We start from the raw sequence: 18,721 nt of genomic DNA, 5'->3' as shown, positions 1-18,721 counted from the left end.
TCCGGGACTTATTTAGGTTTTATCTCAGTGTGCAACAAAGAACGTAATTATCTTTTAACTATAAAATCAGGTAGTTAGAGAGCGTAACAAGTTTTTCATATCCTCGCGGATATCTGCTGTCTCTTCCTGCAATTCTTTAATTTTTCGACAAGCGTGCAAAACAGTTGTGTGGTCGCGACCACCAAAGGCTTCGCCTATTTCCGGCAAACTGTGGTTGGTCAACTCTTTCGCTAAGGCCATAGCCACCTGACGCGGACGCGCCACTGAACGACTGCGACGCTTGGAAATCATATCGTTCATTTTGATTTTGTAGTATTCACATACAACCCGCTGGATATTGTCGATACCGACTTGTTTATCCTGCAGGGCTAACAGATCTTTCAGGGCTTCACGCACCAGCTCAACATCAATTGCCCGACCGGTAAAATTGGCGCTGGCAATCACCCGCTTGAGTGCACCTTCCAAATCACGGACATTGGCACGGATACGTTGAGCGATAAAGAACGCCGCTTCATGGGGCAGGTCTATATTCACCTGCTCCGCCTTTTTCATCAAAATGGCAACCCGGGTTTCCAGTTCGGGTGGCTCTACTGCCACGGTTAAACCCCAACCGAAGCGCGACTTGAGCCGCTCCTCAAGACCATTAATTTCTTTGGGGAAGCGGTCACAGGTGAGGATAATCTGACGACCACCTTCGAGCAATGAATTAAAGGTGTGAAAGAATTCTTCTTGTGAACGCTCTTTACCAGCGAAAAATTGGATGTCATCAATTAACAGCGCATCCATGGAACGATAGTAGCGTTTGAAATCATTGATCGCATTCAGTTGCAGCGCTTTAACCATATCAGCCACAAAACGTTCGGAATGCAGGTAAACCACTTTAGCGTTGGGGTTCTTGGCAACCATGGCATTGCCCACGGCTTGCATCAAGTGAGTTTTCCCCAAGCCCACACCACCATAAATAAACAAAGGGTTGTAAGCGCCGCCTGGGTTTTCTGCCACTTGTCGTGCGGCGGCCAGACCCAACTGGTTGGACTTGCCTTCCACAAAGGTCGCAAAAGTTGAACCGGCATTTAAATAATTACTGTGTTTAAGCCCACCCTCTACTTCTATATCGGCTGCAGCGCGGCCAAGGGTATCGCGGCTGGGAATATCAACTTGCGGCTCTTCGACAACAACCGCCGCGTTAACTTCATAATCACTACTTTTAGCAACAAAGTTTGCAGATTTTGGCGAAGATGAATAGGTAGAAACTGCTCGAGGTTCATCATTAGCCGGAACAAAAGATAAATTATCAGTCACCGATGACCCTTGGGTGACAAATGCCGCAGACGCGGCGGCTGGAGTCTGGCGCTCAAAACGATTGCTCGCCACGGGTGGCGCCTGAAATCCGGCGGCAGGACGCGGAGCAACACCAACCGCTACTTGTAGATTGGCATCCTGATGGTAGTGCCCGGCCAGCTCGCGAATACGGTTAAGAAATTTATCTGCAACCCAATCGCAAATAAAACGATTGGGCGCTAACAAGCGCAACTCGGAAGGTGCTGCTGATTCATCAATCTGCAGTGGCCGAATCCAGGTATTGAATTGCTGCGATGGCAACTCATCCTGCAAGCTGGCGGCACATAGTTTCCAAATCGACTGCAGCAAAACAAAAACTCCCGAAACGCGACAAGCGTTAGTTGATTATTAAAAGAGAGGTAAACGGCAACAAGACGGCCAGTAGCTTCCACAGGGGAAACCCGCCGAACAATGACAAACCCAAGTGATAAATGAAACGGCTGGCGAACAATTTATACAAGGGGTAGCAAGTCTACTCTCGCCCCCTGAAGTTATCCACAGTAAAAGCCAAAATAAATTCAATAGATTGAAACTTAGCCATTAAAATTCAACCAGTTACACAACAAAAAGAAAGCGAGGGGAAATCATTTAAAATCCTTTAAAACCACAAAAACTGTGGATAAACCTGTGTACAAACCATGAATAAAATGAGGACAACGAGGTACAAGGTGTATATAAGAAGAATTGGTGGCTTTTGTAGATTATTTGCACAAAATTATTTGCTTTAGCGATTGGCTTTCATTAAAATCCCGCCTCTTTTCGCACACCGTGTGAATTAACTCAGGATTTTTAACAGGTTTATCATGAAAAGAACTTTCCAACCCAGCAATCTGAAGCGTGTTCGCAATCACGGTTTCCGTGCTCGTATGGCTACTAAAAGTGGTCGTGCTGTTTTAGCTCGTCGTCGCGCCAAAGGCCGTGCTGAGCTGACTCGCGTTTAATTACGCCGCTTTTTGGTTCACTAGCAGTTTGTTGAAATTCGTTATTGGCAGATGTGGGATAAAGGTAGTCGATGACGGTCATTCCTAGACTATTTTTAGCGCATATATGCCAGCCGAAATAGAATTTCAACAGCCTGCTAGCTCGAATCACTCCCGAGACAACTTCTGTTTTGGTAAATCCCTTCGTTTACTTTGCGCCGCTGATTTTAAACCCGTTTTTGATAATGCCCCGCTGCGTGCCTCCCACCAGAATTTTCTGATTCTTGCCCGTTTCAACCAGCTACCCAACGGCCGACTCGGCTTGGTGATGGCGAAAAAACATATTCGCCATGCAGTGGAACGCAATCGCATCAAGCGCTTGGTACGTGAAAACTTTCGCCTGCAACAACAGGCGTTTGTTGGTGTGGATATGATAGTCCTGTCGCGCAATGGCTTGGATAAATTGTCGAATAGCGAATTTACCCAACAACTTAATCAACAATGGCAGCGAATTTTCAAAAAAATGCGCCATCATCGGTTAACATCGCAAGCGCAAACTTCACCGGCAACGAAGGTGGAGCCACAGCAGGTAAACGCAGATGTTAAAACGATTGATCACTAAGCTAAATCAGGGTCTGGTATACATAGCCGTGAAGCTACTCCACGGCTATCGCTACTTGCTTAGCCCCTGGATCGGTAATCAATGCCGGTTTTACCCGAGCTGCTCCCATTACTCGGAAGAGGCAATAATCAAGCACGGATTTTTAACAGGGACTTATCTAACCCTGCGTCGCCTACTAAAATGCCACCCCTGGCATGCAGGCGGCCTGGATCCGGTGCCCGAGGTTAACAAAACCTGTTGTTCTTCTACCCATTCACACACTACTGATGGCAGTCATTAAGATGGATTGGCAAAAAAACCTATTAATAGCGGCAATTCTCGCTACTTTATTGATGTTGGTTATCCGCTGGAACGAATTCCAGGAACAGCTTCCTGCACCGGTAGCCGTTGCATCACAAAATTCTTCTCCTGCGGCAACACCAACAGGTGCCGTACCTTCAGCGACCAGCGAAATCCCTGTCGCTGCAGGTGATGTGAGTGAGGCTAAAAAAGTTGAGTTGGCGACAGCGAAACTCATCAGCGTAAAAACCGACAGCTTTGATCTGGTGATTAACCCCTTGGGTGGCGATATCACACAACTGGCCCTGCCACGCCATTTTTTGAAACTGGATACACCGGACCAACCTTTTGTCCTGCTCGACAATCGTGACAACCATACCTATCTGGCACAAAGCGGTTTGATCGGCCTGAACGGTACCGATACTGCCCAAGGTCGCCCACTGTTTAGCTCTGAACAGCAAGAATACCAACTGGCAGAAGGGCAAGATCAACTACAAGTTGATTTGGTGTTACAACAAGGCGAGGTAAAAATCACCAAGCGCTTTACCTTTACCCGCGGTGATTATTTGATCAAAGTGGATTATCTGATCGATAACCAAAGCACCAATACCTGGTCAGCCCAGCTCTACGGTCAAATCAAGCGCGACAGTCAAAACTTTGTCAAAGTCAGCGCGCTGGAAATGAACCCCTACCTGGGCGCGGCTATCACCACTGCCGATGAGAAATACAAAAAAGTCACCTTTGACGATATGACCGAAAAAGAAGAGAAGGTCAGTGTTCAAGGTGGTTGGGTCGCTATGGTGCAACATTATTTTGTCAGCGCGTGGATTCCGGATGCCACCAGTACCAATAGCTACCATTTGCGTAAATTGGGTAATACCGATCTTTATTTGATGGGTTTCACCGGCAAAGTTAACGAAGTCGCACCAGGTAGCCAAGGTGTTATCAGTGCCAACTTCTATGCCGGCCCCAAAGATACTGAACGTTTGGAGCAAATCTCCCCTTACCTCGACCTGACCGTAGACTACGGCTGGCTGTGGTGGGTAGCAAAACCGCTGTTTTGGGTATTGAAGTTTATCCACAACCTGGTAGGTAACTGGGGCTTGGCAATTATCGGCCTGACTCTCTGTGTCAAACTGCTGTTCTTCAAACTTTCTGCAACCAGCTATAAATCTATGGCGAAAATGCGTAAGTTAGCGCCGAAAATGGCAGAAATGAAAGAGCGCTATGGCGATGACCGCCAGAAGTTCTCGCAAGAAATGATGAAAATGTACAAAACCGAAAAGGTGAATCCCTTTGGTGGCTGTCTGCCACTGCTAATCCAAATGCCGGTATTTCTTGCACTTTATTATGTATTGATGGAATCGGTGGAGCTACGCCACTCACCCTTCTTCGGCTGGATTCTGGATCTGTCAGTAAAAGACCCGTACTTTGTACTGCCGATTATTTACGGCATCACCATGTACTTTATGCAGAAACTGAACCCGCAACCGACTGACCCCATGCAGGCGCGCATTATGCAAATGTTGCCCTTGGTATTTACCTTTATGTTCCTCTGGTTCCCGGCCGGTCTCGTACTTTACTGGGTGACTAACAATAGCCTGTCAATTTTGCAGCAGTACATCATCACCAAACAAATCGACGCAGAACCTTCTCACAAGTAAGCCGCACTATGATCATTTCCGACACCATCGCCGCCATAGCCACCGCCACTGGCCGTGGTGGTGTCGGCATAGTCCGCGTCTCCGGCCCAAAAGCCAAACAAGTCGCCGAACAACTTCTCACTGTTTCGCTCCAGCCGCGCCACGCCCATTATTGCGATTTCACCAGCCACCAAGGTGAGGTACTCGATCAGGGCATAGCGTTATTTTTCCCCGGCCCCAACTCCTTTACCGGTGAAGATGTACTTGAACTTCAGGGTCATGGCGGCCCGGTAATTCTGGATTTACTGCTACGCGAAATCACCCAGTTGGGTATCCGCCTCGCACGCCCCGGAGAGTTTTCCGAACGCGCCTTTTTAAATGACAAACTCGACCTCGCACAAGCCGAAGCTATTGCCGATTTAATCGACGCCACTACTGAACAGGCGGCGCGCAACGCCCTGCACTCACTGCAAGGTGCCTTCTCCAAACGCATCAACGAGTTGGTGGAAGCACTGATTCACTTGCGGATTTACGTGGAGGCTTCAATCGACTTCCCCGAAGAAGAAATCGACTTTTTAAGCGATGGCAAGGTGGCACGGGATCTGGAAGGCATCATCGGCAAATTAGCCAGTGTATTTAAAGAGGCAAAACAAGGTGCGTTAGTGCGCGATGGTATGCGTGTGGTTATCGCCGGTCGCCCCAACGCGGGTAAATCCAGCCTGCTCAATGCGCTTAGCGGACGTGAATCCGCCATTGTCACCAGTATTGAAGGCACCACCCGCGATGTGCTGCGCGAGCATATCCATATTGATGGCATGCCACTGCATATCATCGACACTGCAGGCTTGCGCGAAAGTCCGGATGAGGTCGAACAAATAGGCATCCAGCGCGCCTGGCAGGAAATCCAACAGGCCGATCGAGTCCTGTTATTGATCGACAGCCGTGAAACCACGCTGACCAATCCCCATCAGATCTGGCCGGAATTTGTCGATCAACTGCCAGATCCGAGCAAAATAACCTTGGTGCGCAACAAAATTGATTTGAGTGGTGAAGCCGCTGGCTTATTTGAAACTGATGCTGCTGCTTATATAGGTATTAGCGCTGCCACGGGTGCAGGTGTAGATTCACTGAAACACCATTTGAAAAATATTATGGGTTTTAGCGACAGCGGCGAAAGTGGTTTTACTGCCCGCCGCCGCCATTTAGATGCTTTGGCGCGCGCTGAGAATTTTCTCGCCTCGGGCAAAGCCCAATTACAAGGCTACGCTGCCGGTGAACTGCTCGCGGAAGATCTGCGTCAGGCACAAAATGCGCTGGGAGAAATCACTGGTGAATTTACCCCTGATGACCTCTTGGGGCGCATTTTTAGCAGTTTTTGTATCGGCAAATAACTCATCACCCTCTATCCCCCTTCTCAAGAGGCGCTTGAATTAAGCGCCTCTTTCTCCAGCAATTCTATTTTTACTGCTACAGCTTCCGCCTCTTCTGTTAATTCAGAGTAGCGACGTATATCGCCATTGCGCTGGGCTTGCATAGCTGCCTCCAATAAAACCAGATATTGCTTCCTAAGGGTCTTGAGTGGATTGGGCTTCAAAAAACCAAACATGGCTACTCCGCATCGGTGATAGGTTTGGGATAGTGTCCTGACTTGTACCTTAAAAGCCGATACCGGGATCACTGGTGCAACAATAATAAAAACTGACTAAAAGCCGCAAACCTTCCAGTAAAAGACACCTTTATTCAAGCTTATCATCATGTTTTTCCACACGCTTACACAGCTTATCCACAGTTGAATCGAGTTTTATCGTCTAAATGTTTGTTTTTAATACTATTTCGATTACTCAAACAAGCCTGTGTGTACAAACCTGTGAGTCATGGCGACAAAAGCTGGGCAGGTTTTTGGGGATAAGTGGTAATTTTCCGGATGAGTGTATAACCAAGGCTTTTATATCCAGCTTTCGAGCAGCTTAGAACCAGCTTGCGCGATGTTTTTCCAGTCCCTTATCATTCAATTAACCTATTGAAAAACAATAACTATTTTGCCTTATCCACAGAAATATCGCGCTACATATATAACTACATCTTTTAAATACCTAAATAACAATACATATATTCATTTCATAAAATATTTTCCTTTGTTGTAACGCGAGCTGTTTTTTTGAATAAGTATCTGCTCGGATGAAGTTCAGAGTTTTCTCTGAGACACGCCGGACTTTTTCCTACAGGCGAAGCGTCCATGGGGGCTTGTCTTCCACATCCCTGTCTTAGAGGAAACTCCAAATTTTCTCTTCAACTAACGTGGTGCTAAAAAAGCATTGATTAATCCCTGTACAAGTTTTGTGCAAACCGCTGACAAGCCCTATAATGTCGCCCCTTTTGTCCCTCGCCTGTCTAAGGTATTAGTACGCAGCCCGGCTGCAAGGTAGTAAGCGATGATTTTCCCGGATCGTTTTGATGTAATTGTGATCGGCGGCGGCCATGCCGGTACTGAAGCCTGTCTGGCGGCAGCGCGCATGGGCTGTAAAACCTTATTGCTCTCGCACAACATCGAAACCCTCGGCCAAATGTCTTGTAACCCAGCGATTGGCGGGATTGGCAAAAGCCATCTGGTAAAAGAAATTGATGCCATGGGTGGTGCTATGGCACTCGCAACCGACAAAGGTGGTATTCAATTCCGCGTACTTAATGCGCGCAAAGGCCCCGCTGTGCGCGCAACTCGCGCTCAGGCCGACCGAATCCTCTACAAAGCCGCGATCCGTGAAACCTTGGAAAACCAGGAGAACCTGTGGATTTTCCAGCAAGCTGCGGATGACTTGATCGTGGAAAACGATCAAGTGCGCGGTGTGGTTACGCAGATGGGCCTGAAATTTATGGCCAACCAGGTTGTGTTAACTGCCGGTACTTTCCTCGGTGGTTTGATTCATATTGGTATGCAAAATTATTCCGGCGGTCGCGCCGGTGATCCGCCGTCGATTGCACTGTCAAAACGCCTGCGCGAATTGCCGCTACGCGTGGATCGTTTAAAAACCGGTACGCCGCCGCGCGTTGATGCAAGAACGGTCAATTTGAGTGTCCTGGAAAAACAATACGGCGATGAACCGCGTCCGGTGATGTCGGTGATGGGCAACCGCGCCATGCAACCGCGTCAAATTTGTTGTTACATAACCCACACCAATGAAAAAACCCACGATGTGATTCGTCGCAACCTCGATCGCTCACCCATGTATTCGGGTGTGATTGAAGGCATCGGCCCGCGCTACTGCCCGTCGATCGAAGATAAAATTCACCGCTTCGCGGATAAGGATTCGCACCAGGTATTTATCGAGCCGGAAGGTTTGACTACCCACGAGCTTTACCCGAACGGAATTTCCACCAGCTTGCCGTTTGATGTGCAGTTGGAAATCGTGCGCTCGATGAAAGGTTTTGAGAACGCACATATCCTGCGTCCGGGTTACGCGATTGAATACGATTATTTTAATCCACAAGATTTGCAGCACAGTCTGGAAACCAAAGTGATCGGCGGTTTATTTTTCGCTGGCCAGATCAACGGCACCACCGGTTACGAAGAAGCGGGTGCGCAAGGTCTACTCGCCGGAATAAACGCGGCGCTGCGCGCGCAAGAAAAAGCGGCATGGTGCCCGACCCGCGATCAAGCTTATGTTGGTGTATTGGTTGACGACTTGATTACCCTCGGTACCAAAGAACCCTACCGTATGTTTACTAGCCGCGCCGAATATCGGTTATTGCTGCGTGAAGACAATGCCGATTTGCGCCTCACCGAAAAAGCACGCGAATTTGGTTTGATCGGCGATGCCCAGTGGAAAATTTTCTGCGATAAGCGCGAGCAGATTGCACTTGAACAAGAGCGTCTGCGTTCCACCTGGATTCAAGCTGGCTCCGCTGAAGCAGAAGTAGTTGAGCAAAAAATCCAAACTAAATTAACGCGCGAATACAGTTTGATGGATTTGCTGCGTCGCCCGGAATTGAGCTACAGCGATATCGCCTCACTCAAGGGTGAAGCTATCGCCAATGAAGCGGCGGCCGAACAAGTTGAGATTGAAGCAAAATATTCCGGCTACATTGAACGTCAGCAAGAAGATGTGGATCGTTTGCGCGCCTATGAAAATACCATTATCCCCGATGACTTTGATTATTCAGTGGTAGATGGTTTGTCCAATGAGGTCAAACAAAAATTGACCGCTGCGCGGCCGCAAACCCTGGCGCGAGCGGCGCGCATTTCCGGTATTACCCCGGCAGCGATTTCGCTGGTGCTGATTTATTTGAAAAAACGCGGTGTGTTAAAACGCCTGCAGGAAGATGCACCTGAACAACAGGCGTCTTAATTTTTAAAAATTGATGGGTATTGCTTGCGCTCCATCAATCCTACAAAACAAATTTTTTAAAGAGTGACGAGTGACTGATTTAAACGCTGAATTACGCGCGCAATTGTTGCGCGGCGCTATTGAAATGTCGGTGGCGCTCAACGAAACACAAATTGAAAAATTATTGGCCTACGTACGCGAATTTGAAAAGTGGAACAAAGCCTATAATCTTTCAGCGGTGCGCGATATTCGTCAAATGGTGGCGCGTCATTTGTTGGATAGTTTAAGTGTAGTTCCTTGGTTTACCGCCAATAAAAAATTTTCCGCTGCGCGGGTAATTGATGTTGGCACCGGTGGCGGCCTGCCGGGAATTCCATTGGCGATTATGTTTCCGGAACAACAATTTACCCTGCTCGATAGCAATGGTAAAAAAACCCGCTTTTTATTCCATGTAAAAACCTTGCTTGGTTTAAGCAATGTCAGTGTGGAAAATCGCCGCGTGGAAGAATTTAAACCCGAGCAAAAATTCGATGTGGTGATTAGTCGCGCCTTTGCCAGTTTGCAAGATATGACCGATGGTTGCACACACCTGCTAGCCGATAAGGGATTTTTTTTGGCGATGAAAGGCCTGTTTCCACAAGATGAGTTGGCGCCCATCGCCGATAAAATTGCATTAATCGAAAGTGTCAAACTGTTGGTTGCTGAAACAGATGGCGAACGCCATTTGTTAGTATTGCAACCGCAACAATAAAAATTGCCAACCACGCTGTGGTTATAGGATTTTCACTTGACCAAGATATACGCCATTGCCAATCAAAAAGGTGGAGTTGGTAAAACGACCACCTGTGTGAATTTAGCTGCATCACTGGTAGCAACCAAAAAGCGTGTCTTGCTGGTGGATCTCGACCCACAGGGCAATGCCACTATGGGCAGTGGTGTCAATAAAAACGAAGTGGAATTATCCATTTACGATGTACTGACCGAGCGCGAGTCGATTAATAACTGTTTGGTTTTATCCGAGAGCGGTAAGTATCAGGTGTTACCTGCCAACGGCGATTTAACGGCGGCCGAAGTAGAAATGTTAGCGCTCGACAACAAAGAGCGCCGTTTGCAAAATGCATTGAACCAGGTGCGTGAACAATTTGATTACATACTGATCGACTGCCCGCCTTCGCTCAATATGCTTACCCTCAACGCCTTGACCGCCTGCGACGGCGTCATTATTGCCATGCAATGTGAATACTATGCGCTGGAAGGTTTGTCCGCGCTGGTGGGCACCATCAATCAAATTCAAAAACTGCTCAACCCGAATTTAAAAATCGAAGGTTTGCTGCGCACCATGTATGATCCGCGCAATAGTTTGACCAACGATGTATCGGCGCAGTTGCAGCAGCATTTTGGCGATCGTTTGTATCGCACTTGCATTCCACGCAATGTGCGTTTGGCGGAGGCGCCCAGTTTTGGTATGCCAGTATTGGCGTTTGATCGTCAGTCCAAAGGCGCAATTGCGTATTTGGCATTGGCGGGTGAAATTTTGCGGCGCAATGAAAGTAGCGAAAAAACGGCTGCTGCCGCAGAAACTATTTAATAAAATTTTTAACAAGGCGAAAGCAGATGTCGACTAAACGCAAAGGATTAGGAAAAGGTTTGGATGCACTTTTGAGTGCAGGTTTGGGTGTTACCTCACCCGCGCCGGAAATGCCACTTGATCCTGCCGATGTGGATAGCAAACTCGATTACCGCGACGGCAAACTTGCCCATTTACCGGTTGAATTAATTCAGCGCGGTAAATATCAACCGCGCCGCGATATGCACACCGAAGCTCTGGAAGAGTTGGCGGAATCAATTAAAGCCCAGGGTGTGATGCAGCCGATTGTGGTGCGTCCGATTGGTGAAGGTCGCTACGAAATTATCGCCGGTGAGCGTCGCTGGCGTGCGACCCAGATCGCCGGTTTGGATAAAATCCCTGCGGTAATTCGCGATGTGCCCGATGAAGCCGCGATTGCTATGGCGTTGATCGAAAACATCCAGCGCGAAAATCTCAATCCGATCGAAGAAGCGGTTGCGCTGAAACGTTTGCAAGATGAGTTTGAATTGACCCACGCGGAAGTTGCGCAAGCGGTGGGTAAATCGCGCACCACCATCACCAACTTGTTACGTCTGATTGCGTTGAGTGAAGAGGTCAAAACCCTGCTTGAACATGGCGACCTGGAAATGGGCCATGCGCGTGCACTGCTGACACTTGATGATGAAACCCAACGAGCTATTGCACGCCAAATTGTGGCTAAAGGTTTATCGGTACGGCAGACGGAAGCGTTGGTACGTTTGCATCAGGAGGGGAAAAACCCTGACAAAGTAAAACCGGAAGTAGTGGTATCGGCCGATATTCGCCGATTGCAAGATCAGCTTTCAGACACTTTGGGCGCGGGAGTAGAGATCCAACACGGTGCCAAAGGCAAAGGTAAGCTGGTGATTAGCTATAACTCGCTTGACGAATTGGATGGAATTCTCGGGCATATTAAATAAATTCAGTTTTTTACCCGTCGTGTCGGCACCTGTCGCCAAGGTGCCCTTTCCCAATATCTAGTTATGAATTCCAATCTGAAACACTACTTGCAGTTATCGATAAATCGATCAGTAAATTTACAACAAATTTACTAGTCAGTTTTTACCTTTGGTGCTAGCACGAAGGTTGCTGCTGGGGTGCTTAATCACTATAATGCGCCACGTTTGGGCGCACGAAGCATCGATTTGTTACTAATGGTAATAAACGATTCTTTGTGACAGAATGCCGCCGCAAAAAACGGAGGGCTATAAAACCATGTCGCGTTATCTCAAAGGGCGTGACGCTGCTCTTCGAACAATAGCAATCCAGCTGGTGGTTAGTGTGATGATCGGCTTGGCTGGTCTGGCGATCAATAATCCAATCGCGATCGCTTTGTTCACTGGTGGAATTATTTGTGTGATAGCCAATTTATGGCTGGCACTAGTGGCGTTTCGTCCCCCATTGGGCGCGCCAACCCAAAAAATCCTGGCGGCTTTTTACGTCGGTGAGTTGGGAAAGTTTGTTATCACAGCCTTATTATTTTTGCTCGCGTTCAAGCAGATTGCGTTGCTAAAACACGCTCCTTACGCCGCAACTATGATTCTGGCTTATGTGTTGGTTCAGGCAATTGCCTGGCTATATCCACTAGTTCGCAGCGCCGCTGGCCGCAGTTAGTGTGAACCGATTTCAACTTTGGTCATTTGGAACTTAACGATGTCATCCGCCGAACACGCAGAAGCAATCACGTCCTCAGAATATATCAAACACCACCTTACCAATCTGACCTATGGCAAATTGCCTGACGGTACCTGGGGTTTTGCCCACAGTGGTGATGAAGCAGCACAAATGGGTTTCTGGGCAGTCAATGTCGATACCATGGGTTGGTCTCTGGTACTTGGCATTGTATTTTTCCTGTTGTTTCGCAGTGTGGCGAAAAAAGCGACTAGCGATGTACCAAGTGGTTTCCAAAACGGTATAGAAGCGGTTGTTGAGTTTGTTGATAACAGCGTAAAAGGCATGTTTCCTTATAAAAGCGCTGTTGTTGGTCCCTTGGCGTTAACTATTCTGGTGTGGGTATTCTTTATGAATGCCATGGACTTGATTGCGATCGACTTACTGCCAAAAACTGCAGAGTTGTTTGGTGTTCATGTATTAGGCGCAGATCCTCATTCGGTATTCTTCAAGGTTGTACCATCAACTGATCCCAACATTACTTTGGGTATGGCCGCTACCGTCTTCCTCCTGATTCTTTTCTTCAGTATTCGTGAAAAAGGCATTTTAGGTTTTGCTAAAGAGCTGACTTTACACCCTTTCAGCAGCAGTAACTTTATTGTGCAAACCCTGCTGATTCCGGTAAATCTGGTGCTCGAATTATCTAACCTTATTGCTAAGCCAATATCGCTCGGTCTGCGTTTGTTTGGCAACCTTTACGCCGGTGAAGTAATTTTTATCCTGATTGCAATTATGATCGGCGTAAATTTGGTTCTGGGTGTATTTGGTATGTCACTGCAGATTGTCTGGGCATTGTTCCACATCCTGATCATCGCCTTGCAAGCCTTTATCTTTATGGTACTAACCATTGTATATATGAGCATGGCGTTCCAAACGGATGAGCAACACTAGTTTTAATATTTATTGTTTTTTTGGTTTTTGTTTTTCGTTTTTTATTTTTATCAACTTAAGTAGGAGAAAACACTGTGACTGAAGCAACAGCTTTGATTTATTTGGCAGGTGCACTGGTAATCGGTTTGGGCGCAATCGGCGCTGCAATCGGTGTAGCACTCTTGGGTGGCAAATTTTTGGAAGGCGCTGCACGTCAACCAGAATTACTGCCAATGTTGCGTACCCAGTTCTTCGTAGTGATGGGTCTGGTGGATGCGGTTCCAATGATTGGTGTTGGTATCGGCATGTACATTTTGTTTGCTGTTGTTTAAGTACTGCTCGCCAACAACATTTAATCCCTTTAACAAAGGCATTCAACTGTGAACCTTAATGCAACTTTCATCGGTCAGATAGTGGCGTTTGCCATTTTCATTTACCTGACACAACGCTTTGTGTGGCCACCCATTGTTGCGGCAATGGCAGAGCGCACCAAGCGTATCGCTGATGGGCTCCAGGCTGCAGATAAAGCCGAAAAAGATCTCGAATTGGCCAAAAAGAAAGTGGTTGAGCAACTGACTTCTGCCAAGAAAGAAGCTGCTGCCATTATCGATCAAGCTAACAAGCGCGCTATCGAAGTTGTTGAAGAAGCAAAAGAGAAAGCGCGCGTAGAAGCTGAGCGTATCAAGGCCTCTGCCCAAGCGGAAATTGAACAGGCAACAGCACGCGCGAAAGAAGAATTGCGCAGCAAAGTAGTTGTTCTTGCTCTGGCGGGTGCGGAAAAAATTCTTGAATCTTCTATCGATCAAAATGCTCACAACGAGTTGGTTAATAAACTCGCTGCAGAGCTCTAAGAGAGGTAGACATGGCTGAACTAACCACCTTGGCTAGGCCTTACGCCAAAGCAGCATTTGAATACGCCATCGCTGCGAATAAATTGCAGTCATGGTTTGAAGCTCTGGAAGTTTCAGCCGCCGTTGCAGAACAGGATCAGGTTAAAAAAGCCTTGGCTGTTTCTGGTCTTTCTGCGGCGCAAAAAGCTTCCGTTTTTGTACAAGTGTGTGGTGATCACCTGGATCAGAATCAACAGAATTTCATCCACACCCTTGCGAGCAATAAACGTTTGGCACTCTTGCCGTTTGTGAAAGAGCTGTTTGCCAAAATGAAAGCCCAGCAAGAAAAAACCATCGATGTTGAGGTAACCGCAGCGTTTGAGTTGCCGGTTGACTTGATAAACAAATTGGCTCAAGCACTGAGTGCCAAATTGGATCGTAAAGTCAGTGTTCAGGGTTCGGTAGATAAGAGCCTGCTGGGTGGTGTTGTTATCCACACCGGCGACATGGTGATTGACGGTTCAGTCCGTGGGCGCTTGGCTAAACTCGCCGAAGCAATGAAATCCTAATCTTTGGGGTTGAGGAACAGAGCATGCAGCAACTGAATCCTTCTGAAATCAGTGAAATCATCAAGCAGCGTATTGCTGGTCTTGAGTTTTCAACAGAAGCTCAAAACGAAGGTACTGTCGTTTCCGTAACTGACGGTATTATTCGCATTCATGGTCTCGCCGATGTTATGTACGGTGAGATGATCGAATTTGAAGGCGGAATTTACGGGATGGCACTGAACCTAGAGCGCGACTCTGTTGGTGCAGTAATTCTCGGCGATTACCGCGGTGTGGCCGAAGGCCAGAAATGTAAGTGTACCGGTCGTATTCTGGAAGTGCCTGTTGGTCCGGAACTGCTGGGTCGCGTAGTAGACGCGCTGGGCAATCCCATCGACGGTAAAGGTCCGCTGAACACCAAAATGACTGATGCGGTTGAAAAAATTGCACCGGGCGTAATTTGGCGTAAGTCAGTTGACCAACCAGTACAAATCGGTTTGAAAGCGATCGATGCCATGGTGCCTATCGGCCGCGGCCAGCGCGAGCTGATCATCGGTGACCGTCAAATCGGTAAAACCGCCATTGCGGTTGATGCGATCATCAACCAAAAAGGTTCTGGTATTAAGTGTATTTATGTGGCGATTGGCCAAAAAGCCTCTTCGGTAGCCAGCGTAGTACGCAAGCTGGAAGAGAACGGCGCGATGGATCACACCATTGTGATTGCAGCGACTGCTTCTGACCCAGCGTCCATGCAATTCCTGGCCGCATTTGCCGGCTGTACCATGGGTGAATACTTCCGTGATCGCGGTCAAGACGCACTGATCATTTATGATGACTTGACCAAGCAAGCTTGGGCTTACCGTCAAATCTCCCTGTTGTTACGTCGTCCACCGGGCCGTGAAGCCTATCCTGGCGACGTGTTCTATCTGCACTCCCGTCTGCTCGAGCGCGCCTCTCGTGTAAGCGAAGCTTATGTTGAGAAATTCACCAAGGGTGAAGTGACAGGCAAAACCGGTTCCTTGACTGCATTGCCGATCATCGAAACTCAAGCGGGTGACGTGTCTGCATTCGTTCCAACCAACGTGATCTCTATTACCGACGGACAGATTTTCCTTGAATCGTCCATGTTCAACTCGGGCATTCGCCCGGCGATGAACGCCGGTATTTCGGTATCGCGTGTGGGTGGTGCGGCACAAACTAAAGTGGTTAAGAAGCTCTCTGGTGGTATCCGTACCGCGTTGGCACAATACCGCGAATTGGCTGCCTTCTCGCAATTTGCTTCTGATTTGGACGAAGCGACCAAATCACAATTGGAACACGGTCAACGTGTGACTGAATTGATGAAGCAAAAGCAATTTGCGCCGATGAGTGTTGGCCAAATGGCTTTGGTACTTTACGCGGCTAACGAAGGTCATCTCAAAGATATCGACGTGAGCAAGGTGCTTGATTTTGAAGCGGCACTCTTGTCGTTTGCTAGCTCGGAATACGCTGACACCATGGCGCAGATTGATGCCACCGGTGATTGGAATGGCGAGCTCGAAGGCAAATTCAAAGAGCTGATCACCAAGCTGAAAGCAAGCCGCACCTGGTAATTTGGCGGCCATAAAATCGATTCCTATCGGTTTTATGGCTCAGCGTCTTAGGCCGTTAACCTGAGTTCGAGAGTATGGCAAGCACTAAAGAAATTCGGACGCAAATTTCGAGCGTCAAAAGCACGCAGAAAATTACCAGCGCGATGGAAATGGTCGCCGCCAGTAAAATGCGTCGTGCGCAAGAGCGTATGCAGTTGGGCAAGCCTTACGCCAACCGTATTCGCGAAGTAGTCGGGCATTTGGCTAACGCTAATCCCGAATACAAACACCTGTTTATGAAAGAGCGCGAAGTCAAACGCGTGGGTTACATTCTGGTGTCCAGTGATCGTGGTCTCTGTGGTGGCTTAAACACTAACCTGTTTAAAGCAGCCATCCGTGATATGAAAGGCTGGAACGATCAGAAAATCGCTATTGATCTGTGTCTTGTCGGCGCCAAAGCGGCACAATTTTTCAGAAGTTTCGGTGGCAATGTTGTTGCTTCCACCCGTGATATCGGCGAAGCCCCGACGGTTTCCGATCTGATCGGTAGTGTGAAGGTGATGCTCGATGCTTTTGAACAAGGCAAGATCGACAAGCTGTATATGGTGAGTAACGATTTCGTGAATACCATGACCCAGTCGCCTAAAGTTCGCCAATTGTTGCCTTTGGTTGCCGAAGAAAATACCAAGTTGAAACATCACTGGGATTATATCTACGAGCCAGATGCCGAGTTCCTGTTAAAGGGTTTGTTGACTCGTTTTATCGAATCACAAGTTTATCAAGCAGTGGTTGAGAACGCCGCCTGTGAACAAGCCGCGCGTATGATTGCAATGAAAAGCGCAACCGACAACGCCGGTGAATTGATTGATAGCTTGAAACTGATTTACAACAAAGCGCGTCAAGCAGCGATTACCCAGGAACTGTCTGAAATTGTGGGTGGTGCGGCAGCGGTTCAATAAGCTGCCCCGTCCAGACAGGCTAACGATTTTTTGTATTTAAACCTTCAGCCCCTTGAGTTTTATCAAAAGGGATCTGGAATTTCTGGAACAAAGAGGAACCGGAAATGAGTAGCGGACGTATCGTTCAGATTATCGGCGCCGTTATCGATGTGGAATTCCCACGCGATGCAGTGCCTAAAGTTTATGATGCACTGGTTATCACCGATGGCAACCTGACCCTCGAAGTGCAACAGCAATTAGGCGACGGCGTCGTGCGCACTATTGCTCTTGGTTCCTCCGAAGGTTTGCGTCGCGGTTTGGTTGTTACCAATACCAACGAACCGATCAAAGTACCCGTAGGTAAAGAAACCCTCGGTCGTATTATGGATGTTCTGGGTAATCCTATCGACGAGTGCGGCCCTATCGGCGAACAAGAGCGTATGCAAATTCACCGCGCTGCGCCCAAGTACGAAGAACTGGCTGCTTCTGAAGAGTTGCTCGAAACTGGTATCAAAGTAATCGACTTGGTGTGCCCTTTCGCCAAAGGCGGTAAGGTCGGTCTGTTCGGTGGTGCCGGTGTAGGTAAAACCGTAAACATGATGGAACTCATCAACAACATCGCTAAAGAACACAGCGGTTTGTCGGTGTTTGCCGGTGTAGGTGAGCGTACCCGTGAAGGGAACGACTTCTACCACGAGATGAAAGACTCTAACGTAGTCGACAAAGTAGCCATGGTATACGGCCAGATGAACGAGCCGCCCGGCAACCGTTTGCGCGTAGCCTTGACTGGTTTGACCATGGCGGAAAAATTCCGCGATGAAGGTAAAGACGTTCTGTTGTTCGTCGACAATATCTACCGCTACACCCTGGCCGGTACCGAAGTATCTGCACTGCTCGGCCGTATGCCGTCAGCGGTAGGTTACCAGCCAACATTGGCGGAAGAGATGGGCGTTCTGCAAGAGCGTATTACCTCTACCAAAATTGGCTCGATCACCTCTGTACAAGCAGTATACGTACCTGCGGATGACTTGACCGACCCGTCGCCAGCAACCACCTTTGCGCACTTGGATTCAACGGTAGTACTGAGCCGTGATATTGCTGCAAAAGGTATTTACCCGGCGATCGACCCATTGGATTCCACTTCACGTCAGTTGGACCCAATGATCATTGGTCAGGATCACTACAACGTGGCGCGCGGTGTACAAACCGTATTGCAACGTTACAAAGAGCTGAAAGATATTATTGCGATTCTGGGTATGGATGAATTGTCAGAAGAAGACAAACAAACCGTATCCCGTGCACGTAAAATCGAGCGCTTCCTGTCACAACCTTTCCACGTAGCAGAAGTATTTACCGGTTCACCAGGCAAATACGTTCCACTGAAAGAAACCATTCGTGGTTTCAAAGGTTTGTTGGCAGGTGATTACGACCACTTGCCAGAACAAGCTTTCTACATGGTTGGTTCTATTGACGAAGCTGTAGAAAAAGCAGGCAAACTCAAGTAATCCCTCACCCCGCGCCCGGCGCGGGGTTTGTGTGCTGTTCTGTTTAAGTGCAGTTTAT

Annotated in this window: 19 protein-coding genes; 17 read left to right on the top strand and 2 right to left on the bottom strand. The window is 48.0% G+C overall.

Annotated features, from left to right (window positions below):
- Positions 1-66: 66 nt before the first annotated feature.
- Positions 67-1,650 (bottom strand): chromosomal replication initiator protein DnaA, encoded by a 1,584-nt coding sequence (gene dnaA, locus O59_RS02295; protein WP_007639100.1) that lies wholly within the window; start codon positions 1,648-1,650, stop codon positions 67-69.
- 494 nt (positions 1,651-2,144) lie between these two features.
- On the opposite strand from dnaA, the gene rpmH reads away from it, so the two are divergent.
- From rpmH to mnmE, 5 genes are all read left to right on the top strand, one after another.
- On the top strand, positions 2,145-2,282 hold the full coding sequence (rpmH, locus tag O59_RS21275) for a 50S ribosomal protein L34 (RefSeq protein WP_081489620.1): 138 nt from the start codon (positions 2,145-2,147) through the stop codon (positions 2,280-2,282).
- Positions 2,283-2,388: 106 nt separating this feature from the next.
- Positions 2,389-2,883, top strand: a complete 495-nt coding sequence (gene rnpA / locus O59_RS02290) for a ribonuclease P protein component (protein WP_007639095.1) — start codon at positions 2,389-2,391, stop codon at positions 2,881-2,883.
- Positions 2,861-3,163 (top strand): membrane protein insertion efficiency factor YidD, encoded by a 303-nt coding sequence (yidD, locus tag O59_RS21270; RefSeq protein ID WP_369727931.1) that lies wholly within the window; start codon positions 2,861-2,863, stop codon positions 3,161-3,163. The genes rnpA and yidD overlap by 23 nt, the downstream gene beginning before the upstream one ends.
- A gap of 1 nt (position 3,164) precedes the next feature.
- A complete protein-coding gene (gene yidC / locus O59_RS02285; protein ID WP_007639093.1) occupies positions 3,165-4,826 on the top strand; it encodes a membrane protein insertase YidC in 1,662 nt (553 codons plus the stop codon).
- An 8-nt stretch (positions 4,827-4,834) separates the two neighbouring features.
- A complete protein-coding gene (mnmE, locus tag O59_RS02280) occupies positions 4,835-6,196 on the top strand; it encodes a tRNA uridine-5-carboxymethylaminomethyl(34) synthesis GTPase MnmE (protein ID WP_007639091.1) in 1,362 nt (453 codons plus the stop codon).
- 23 nt (positions 6,197-6,219) lie between these two features.
- Here mnmE and O59_RS02275 read toward each other — a convergent pair whose 3' ends face one another.
- Positions 6,220-6,411 carry a DUF6435 family protein gene (locus O59_RS02275; protein WP_040391055.1) on the bottom strand — a complete coding sequence of 64 codons (192 nt, stop codon included), beginning with the start codon at positions 6,409-6,411 and terminating at the stop codon, positions 6,220-6,222.
- Positions 6,412-7,237: 826 nt separating this feature from the next.
- Between O59_RS02275 and mnmG the strand changes: the two genes are divergently transcribed.
- The 12 genes from mnmG to atpD all read left to right on the top strand — a co-directional run bounded on the left by mnmG (position 7,238) and on the right by atpD (position 18,663).
- The gene (gene mnmG, locus O59_RS02270) at positions 7,238-9,148 is read left to right on the top strand and encodes a tRNA uridine-5-carboxymethylaminomethyl(34) synthesis enzyme MnmG (RefSeq protein ID WP_007639080.1); all 1,911 of its coding nucleotides are present in this window, start codon (positions 7,238-7,240) and stop codon (positions 9,146-9,148) included.
- Positions 9,149-9,218: 70 nt separating this feature from the next.
- Positions 9,219-9,878, top strand: a complete 660-nt coding sequence (gene rsmG, locus O59_RS02265) for a 16S rRNA (guanine(527)-N(7))-methyltransferase RsmG (protein WP_007639079.1) — start codon at positions 9,219-9,221, stop codon at positions 9,876-9,878.
- A gap of 36 nt (positions 9,879-9,914) precedes the next feature.
- On the top strand, positions 9,915-10,715 hold the full coding sequence (locus O59_RS02260; protein WP_007639078.1) for a ParA family protein: 801 nt from the start codon (positions 9,915-9,917) through the stop codon (positions 10,713-10,715).
- Positions 10,716-10,741: 26 nt separating this feature from the next.
- Complete coding sequence (locus O59_RS02255; protein WP_007639077.1) at positions 10,742-11,653, top strand: ParB/RepB/Spo0J family partition protein; 912 nt, start codon at positions 10,742-10,744, stop codon at positions 11,651-11,653.
- 295 nt (positions 11,654-11,948) lie between these two features.
- Positions 11,949-12,347, top strand: coding sequence for an ATP synthase subunit I (locus O59_RS02250; RefSeq protein ID WP_157152437.1), 399 nt, complete (start codon positions 11,949-11,951; stop codon positions 12,345-12,347).
- Between the two features lie 39 nt (positions 12,348-12,386).
- Positions 12,387-13,295, top strand: coding sequence for a F0F1 ATP synthase subunit A (atpB, locus tag O59_RS02245; protein ID WP_007639074.1), 909 nt, complete (start codon positions 12,387-12,389; stop codon positions 13,293-13,295).
- 74 nt (positions 13,296-13,369) lie between these two features.
- Positions 13,370-13,606 carry a F0F1 ATP synthase subunit C gene (gene atpE, locus O59_RS02240; RefSeq protein ID WP_007639073.1) on the top strand — a complete coding sequence of 79 codons (237 nt, stop codon included), beginning with the start codon at positions 13,370-13,372 and terminating at the stop codon, positions 13,604-13,606.
- A 48-nt stretch (positions 13,607-13,654) separates the two neighbouring features.
- The gene (locus O59_RS02235; RefSeq protein ID WP_040391052.1) at positions 13,655-14,125 is read left to right on the top strand and encodes a F0F1 ATP synthase subunit B; all 471 of its coding nucleotides are present in this window, start codon (positions 13,655-13,657) and stop codon (positions 14,123-14,125) included.
- Between the two features lie 11 nt (positions 14,126-14,136).
- Positions 14,137-14,673 (top strand): F0F1 ATP synthase subunit delta, encoded by a 537-nt coding sequence (locus tag O59_RS02230; protein ID WP_007639068.1) that lies wholly within the window; start codon positions 14,137-14,139, stop codon positions 14,671-14,673.
- Positions 14,674-14,696: 23 nt separating this feature from the next.
- Positions 14,697-16,241, top strand: coding sequence for a F0F1 ATP synthase subunit alpha (atpA, locus tag O59_RS02225; protein WP_007639064.1), 1,545 nt, complete (start codon positions 14,697-14,699; stop codon positions 16,239-16,241).
- A 74-nt stretch (positions 16,242-16,315) separates the two neighbouring features.
- Positions 16,316-17,179: a F0F1 ATP synthase subunit gamma gene (gene atpG, locus O59_RS02220; RefSeq protein WP_007639062.1), complete on the top strand. Its 864-nt coding sequence runs from the start codon at positions 16,316-16,318 to the stop codon at positions 17,177-17,179.
- 104 nt (positions 17,180-17,283) lie between these two features.
- Entirely contained in the window at positions 17,284-18,663 is a 1,380-nt protein-coding gene (gene atpD, locus O59_RS02215) for a F0F1 ATP synthase subunit beta (RefSeq protein WP_007639060.1), read from the top strand.
- Positions 18,664-18,721: the final 58 nt, after the last annotated feature.

Source organism: Cellvibrio sp. BR (assembly GCF_000263355.1).
Lineage (GTDB): Bacteria > Pseudomonadota > Gammaproteobacteria > Pseudomonadales > Cellvibrionaceae > Cellvibrio.
The sequence above is the reverse complement of the archived record's forward strand: the minus strand, read 5'-3'. Positions and strand labels throughout refer to the sequence as shown.

What these genes read in the sequence shown, in the direction of transcription:
- O59_RS02230 (WP_007639068.1), top strand. Translation starts at nt 14,137, where the DNA reads ATGGCTGAACTAACCACCTTGGCTAGGCCTTACGCCAAAGCAGCATTT.
- atpG (WP_007639062.1), top strand. Translation starts at nt 16,316, where the DNA reads ATGGCAAGCACTAAAGAAATTCGGACGCAAATTTCGAGCGTCAAAAGC.
- O59_RS02275 (WP_040391055.1), bottom strand. Translation starts at nt 6,411, where the DNA reads ATGTTTGGTTTTTTGAAGCCCAATCCACTCAAGACCCTTAGGAAGCAA.
- yidD (WP_369727931.1), top strand. Translation starts at nt 2,861, where the DNA reads ATGTTAAAACGATTGATCACTAAGCTAAATCAGGGTCTGGTATACATA.
- mnmG (WP_007639080.1), top strand. Translation starts at nt 7,238, where the DNA reads ATGATTTTCCCGGATCGTTTTGATGTAATTGTGATCGGCGGCGGCCAT.
- rnpA (WP_007639095.1), top strand. Translation starts at nt 2,389, where the DNA reads ATGCCAGCCGAAATAGAATTTCAACAGCCTGCTAGCTCGAATCACTCC.
- O59_RS02255 (WP_007639077.1), top strand. Translation starts at nt 10,742, where the DNA reads ATGTCGACTAAACGCAAAGGATTAGGAAAAGGTTTGGATGCACTTTTG.
- yidC (WP_007639093.1), top strand. Translation starts at nt 3,165, where the DNA reads ATGGATTGGCAAAAAAACCTATTAATAGCGGCAATTCTCGCTACTTTA.
- atpB (WP_007639074.1), top strand. Translation starts at nt 12,387, where the DNA reads ATGTCATCCGCCGAACACGCAGAAGCAATCACGTCCTCAGAATATATC.
- rpmH (WP_081489620.1), top strand. Translation starts at nt 2,145, where the DNA reads ATGAAAAGAACTTTCCAACCCAGCAATCTGAAGCGTGTTCGCAATCAC.
- mnmE (WP_007639091.1), top strand. Translation starts at nt 4,835, where the DNA reads ATGATCATTTCCGACACCATCGCCGCCATAGCCACCGCCACTGGCCGT.
- atpD (WP_007639060.1), top strand. Translation starts at nt 17,284, where the DNA reads ATGAGTAGCGGACGTATCGTTCAGATTATCGGCGCCGTTATCGATGTG.
- O59_RS02250 (WP_157152437.1), top strand. Translation starts at nt 11,949, where the DNA reads ATGTCGCGTTATCTCAAAGGGCGTGACGCTGCTCTTCGAACAATAGCA.
- atpA (WP_007639064.1), top strand. Translation starts at nt 14,697, where the DNA reads ATGCAGCAACTGAATCCTTCTGAAATCAGTGAAATCATCAAGCAGCGT.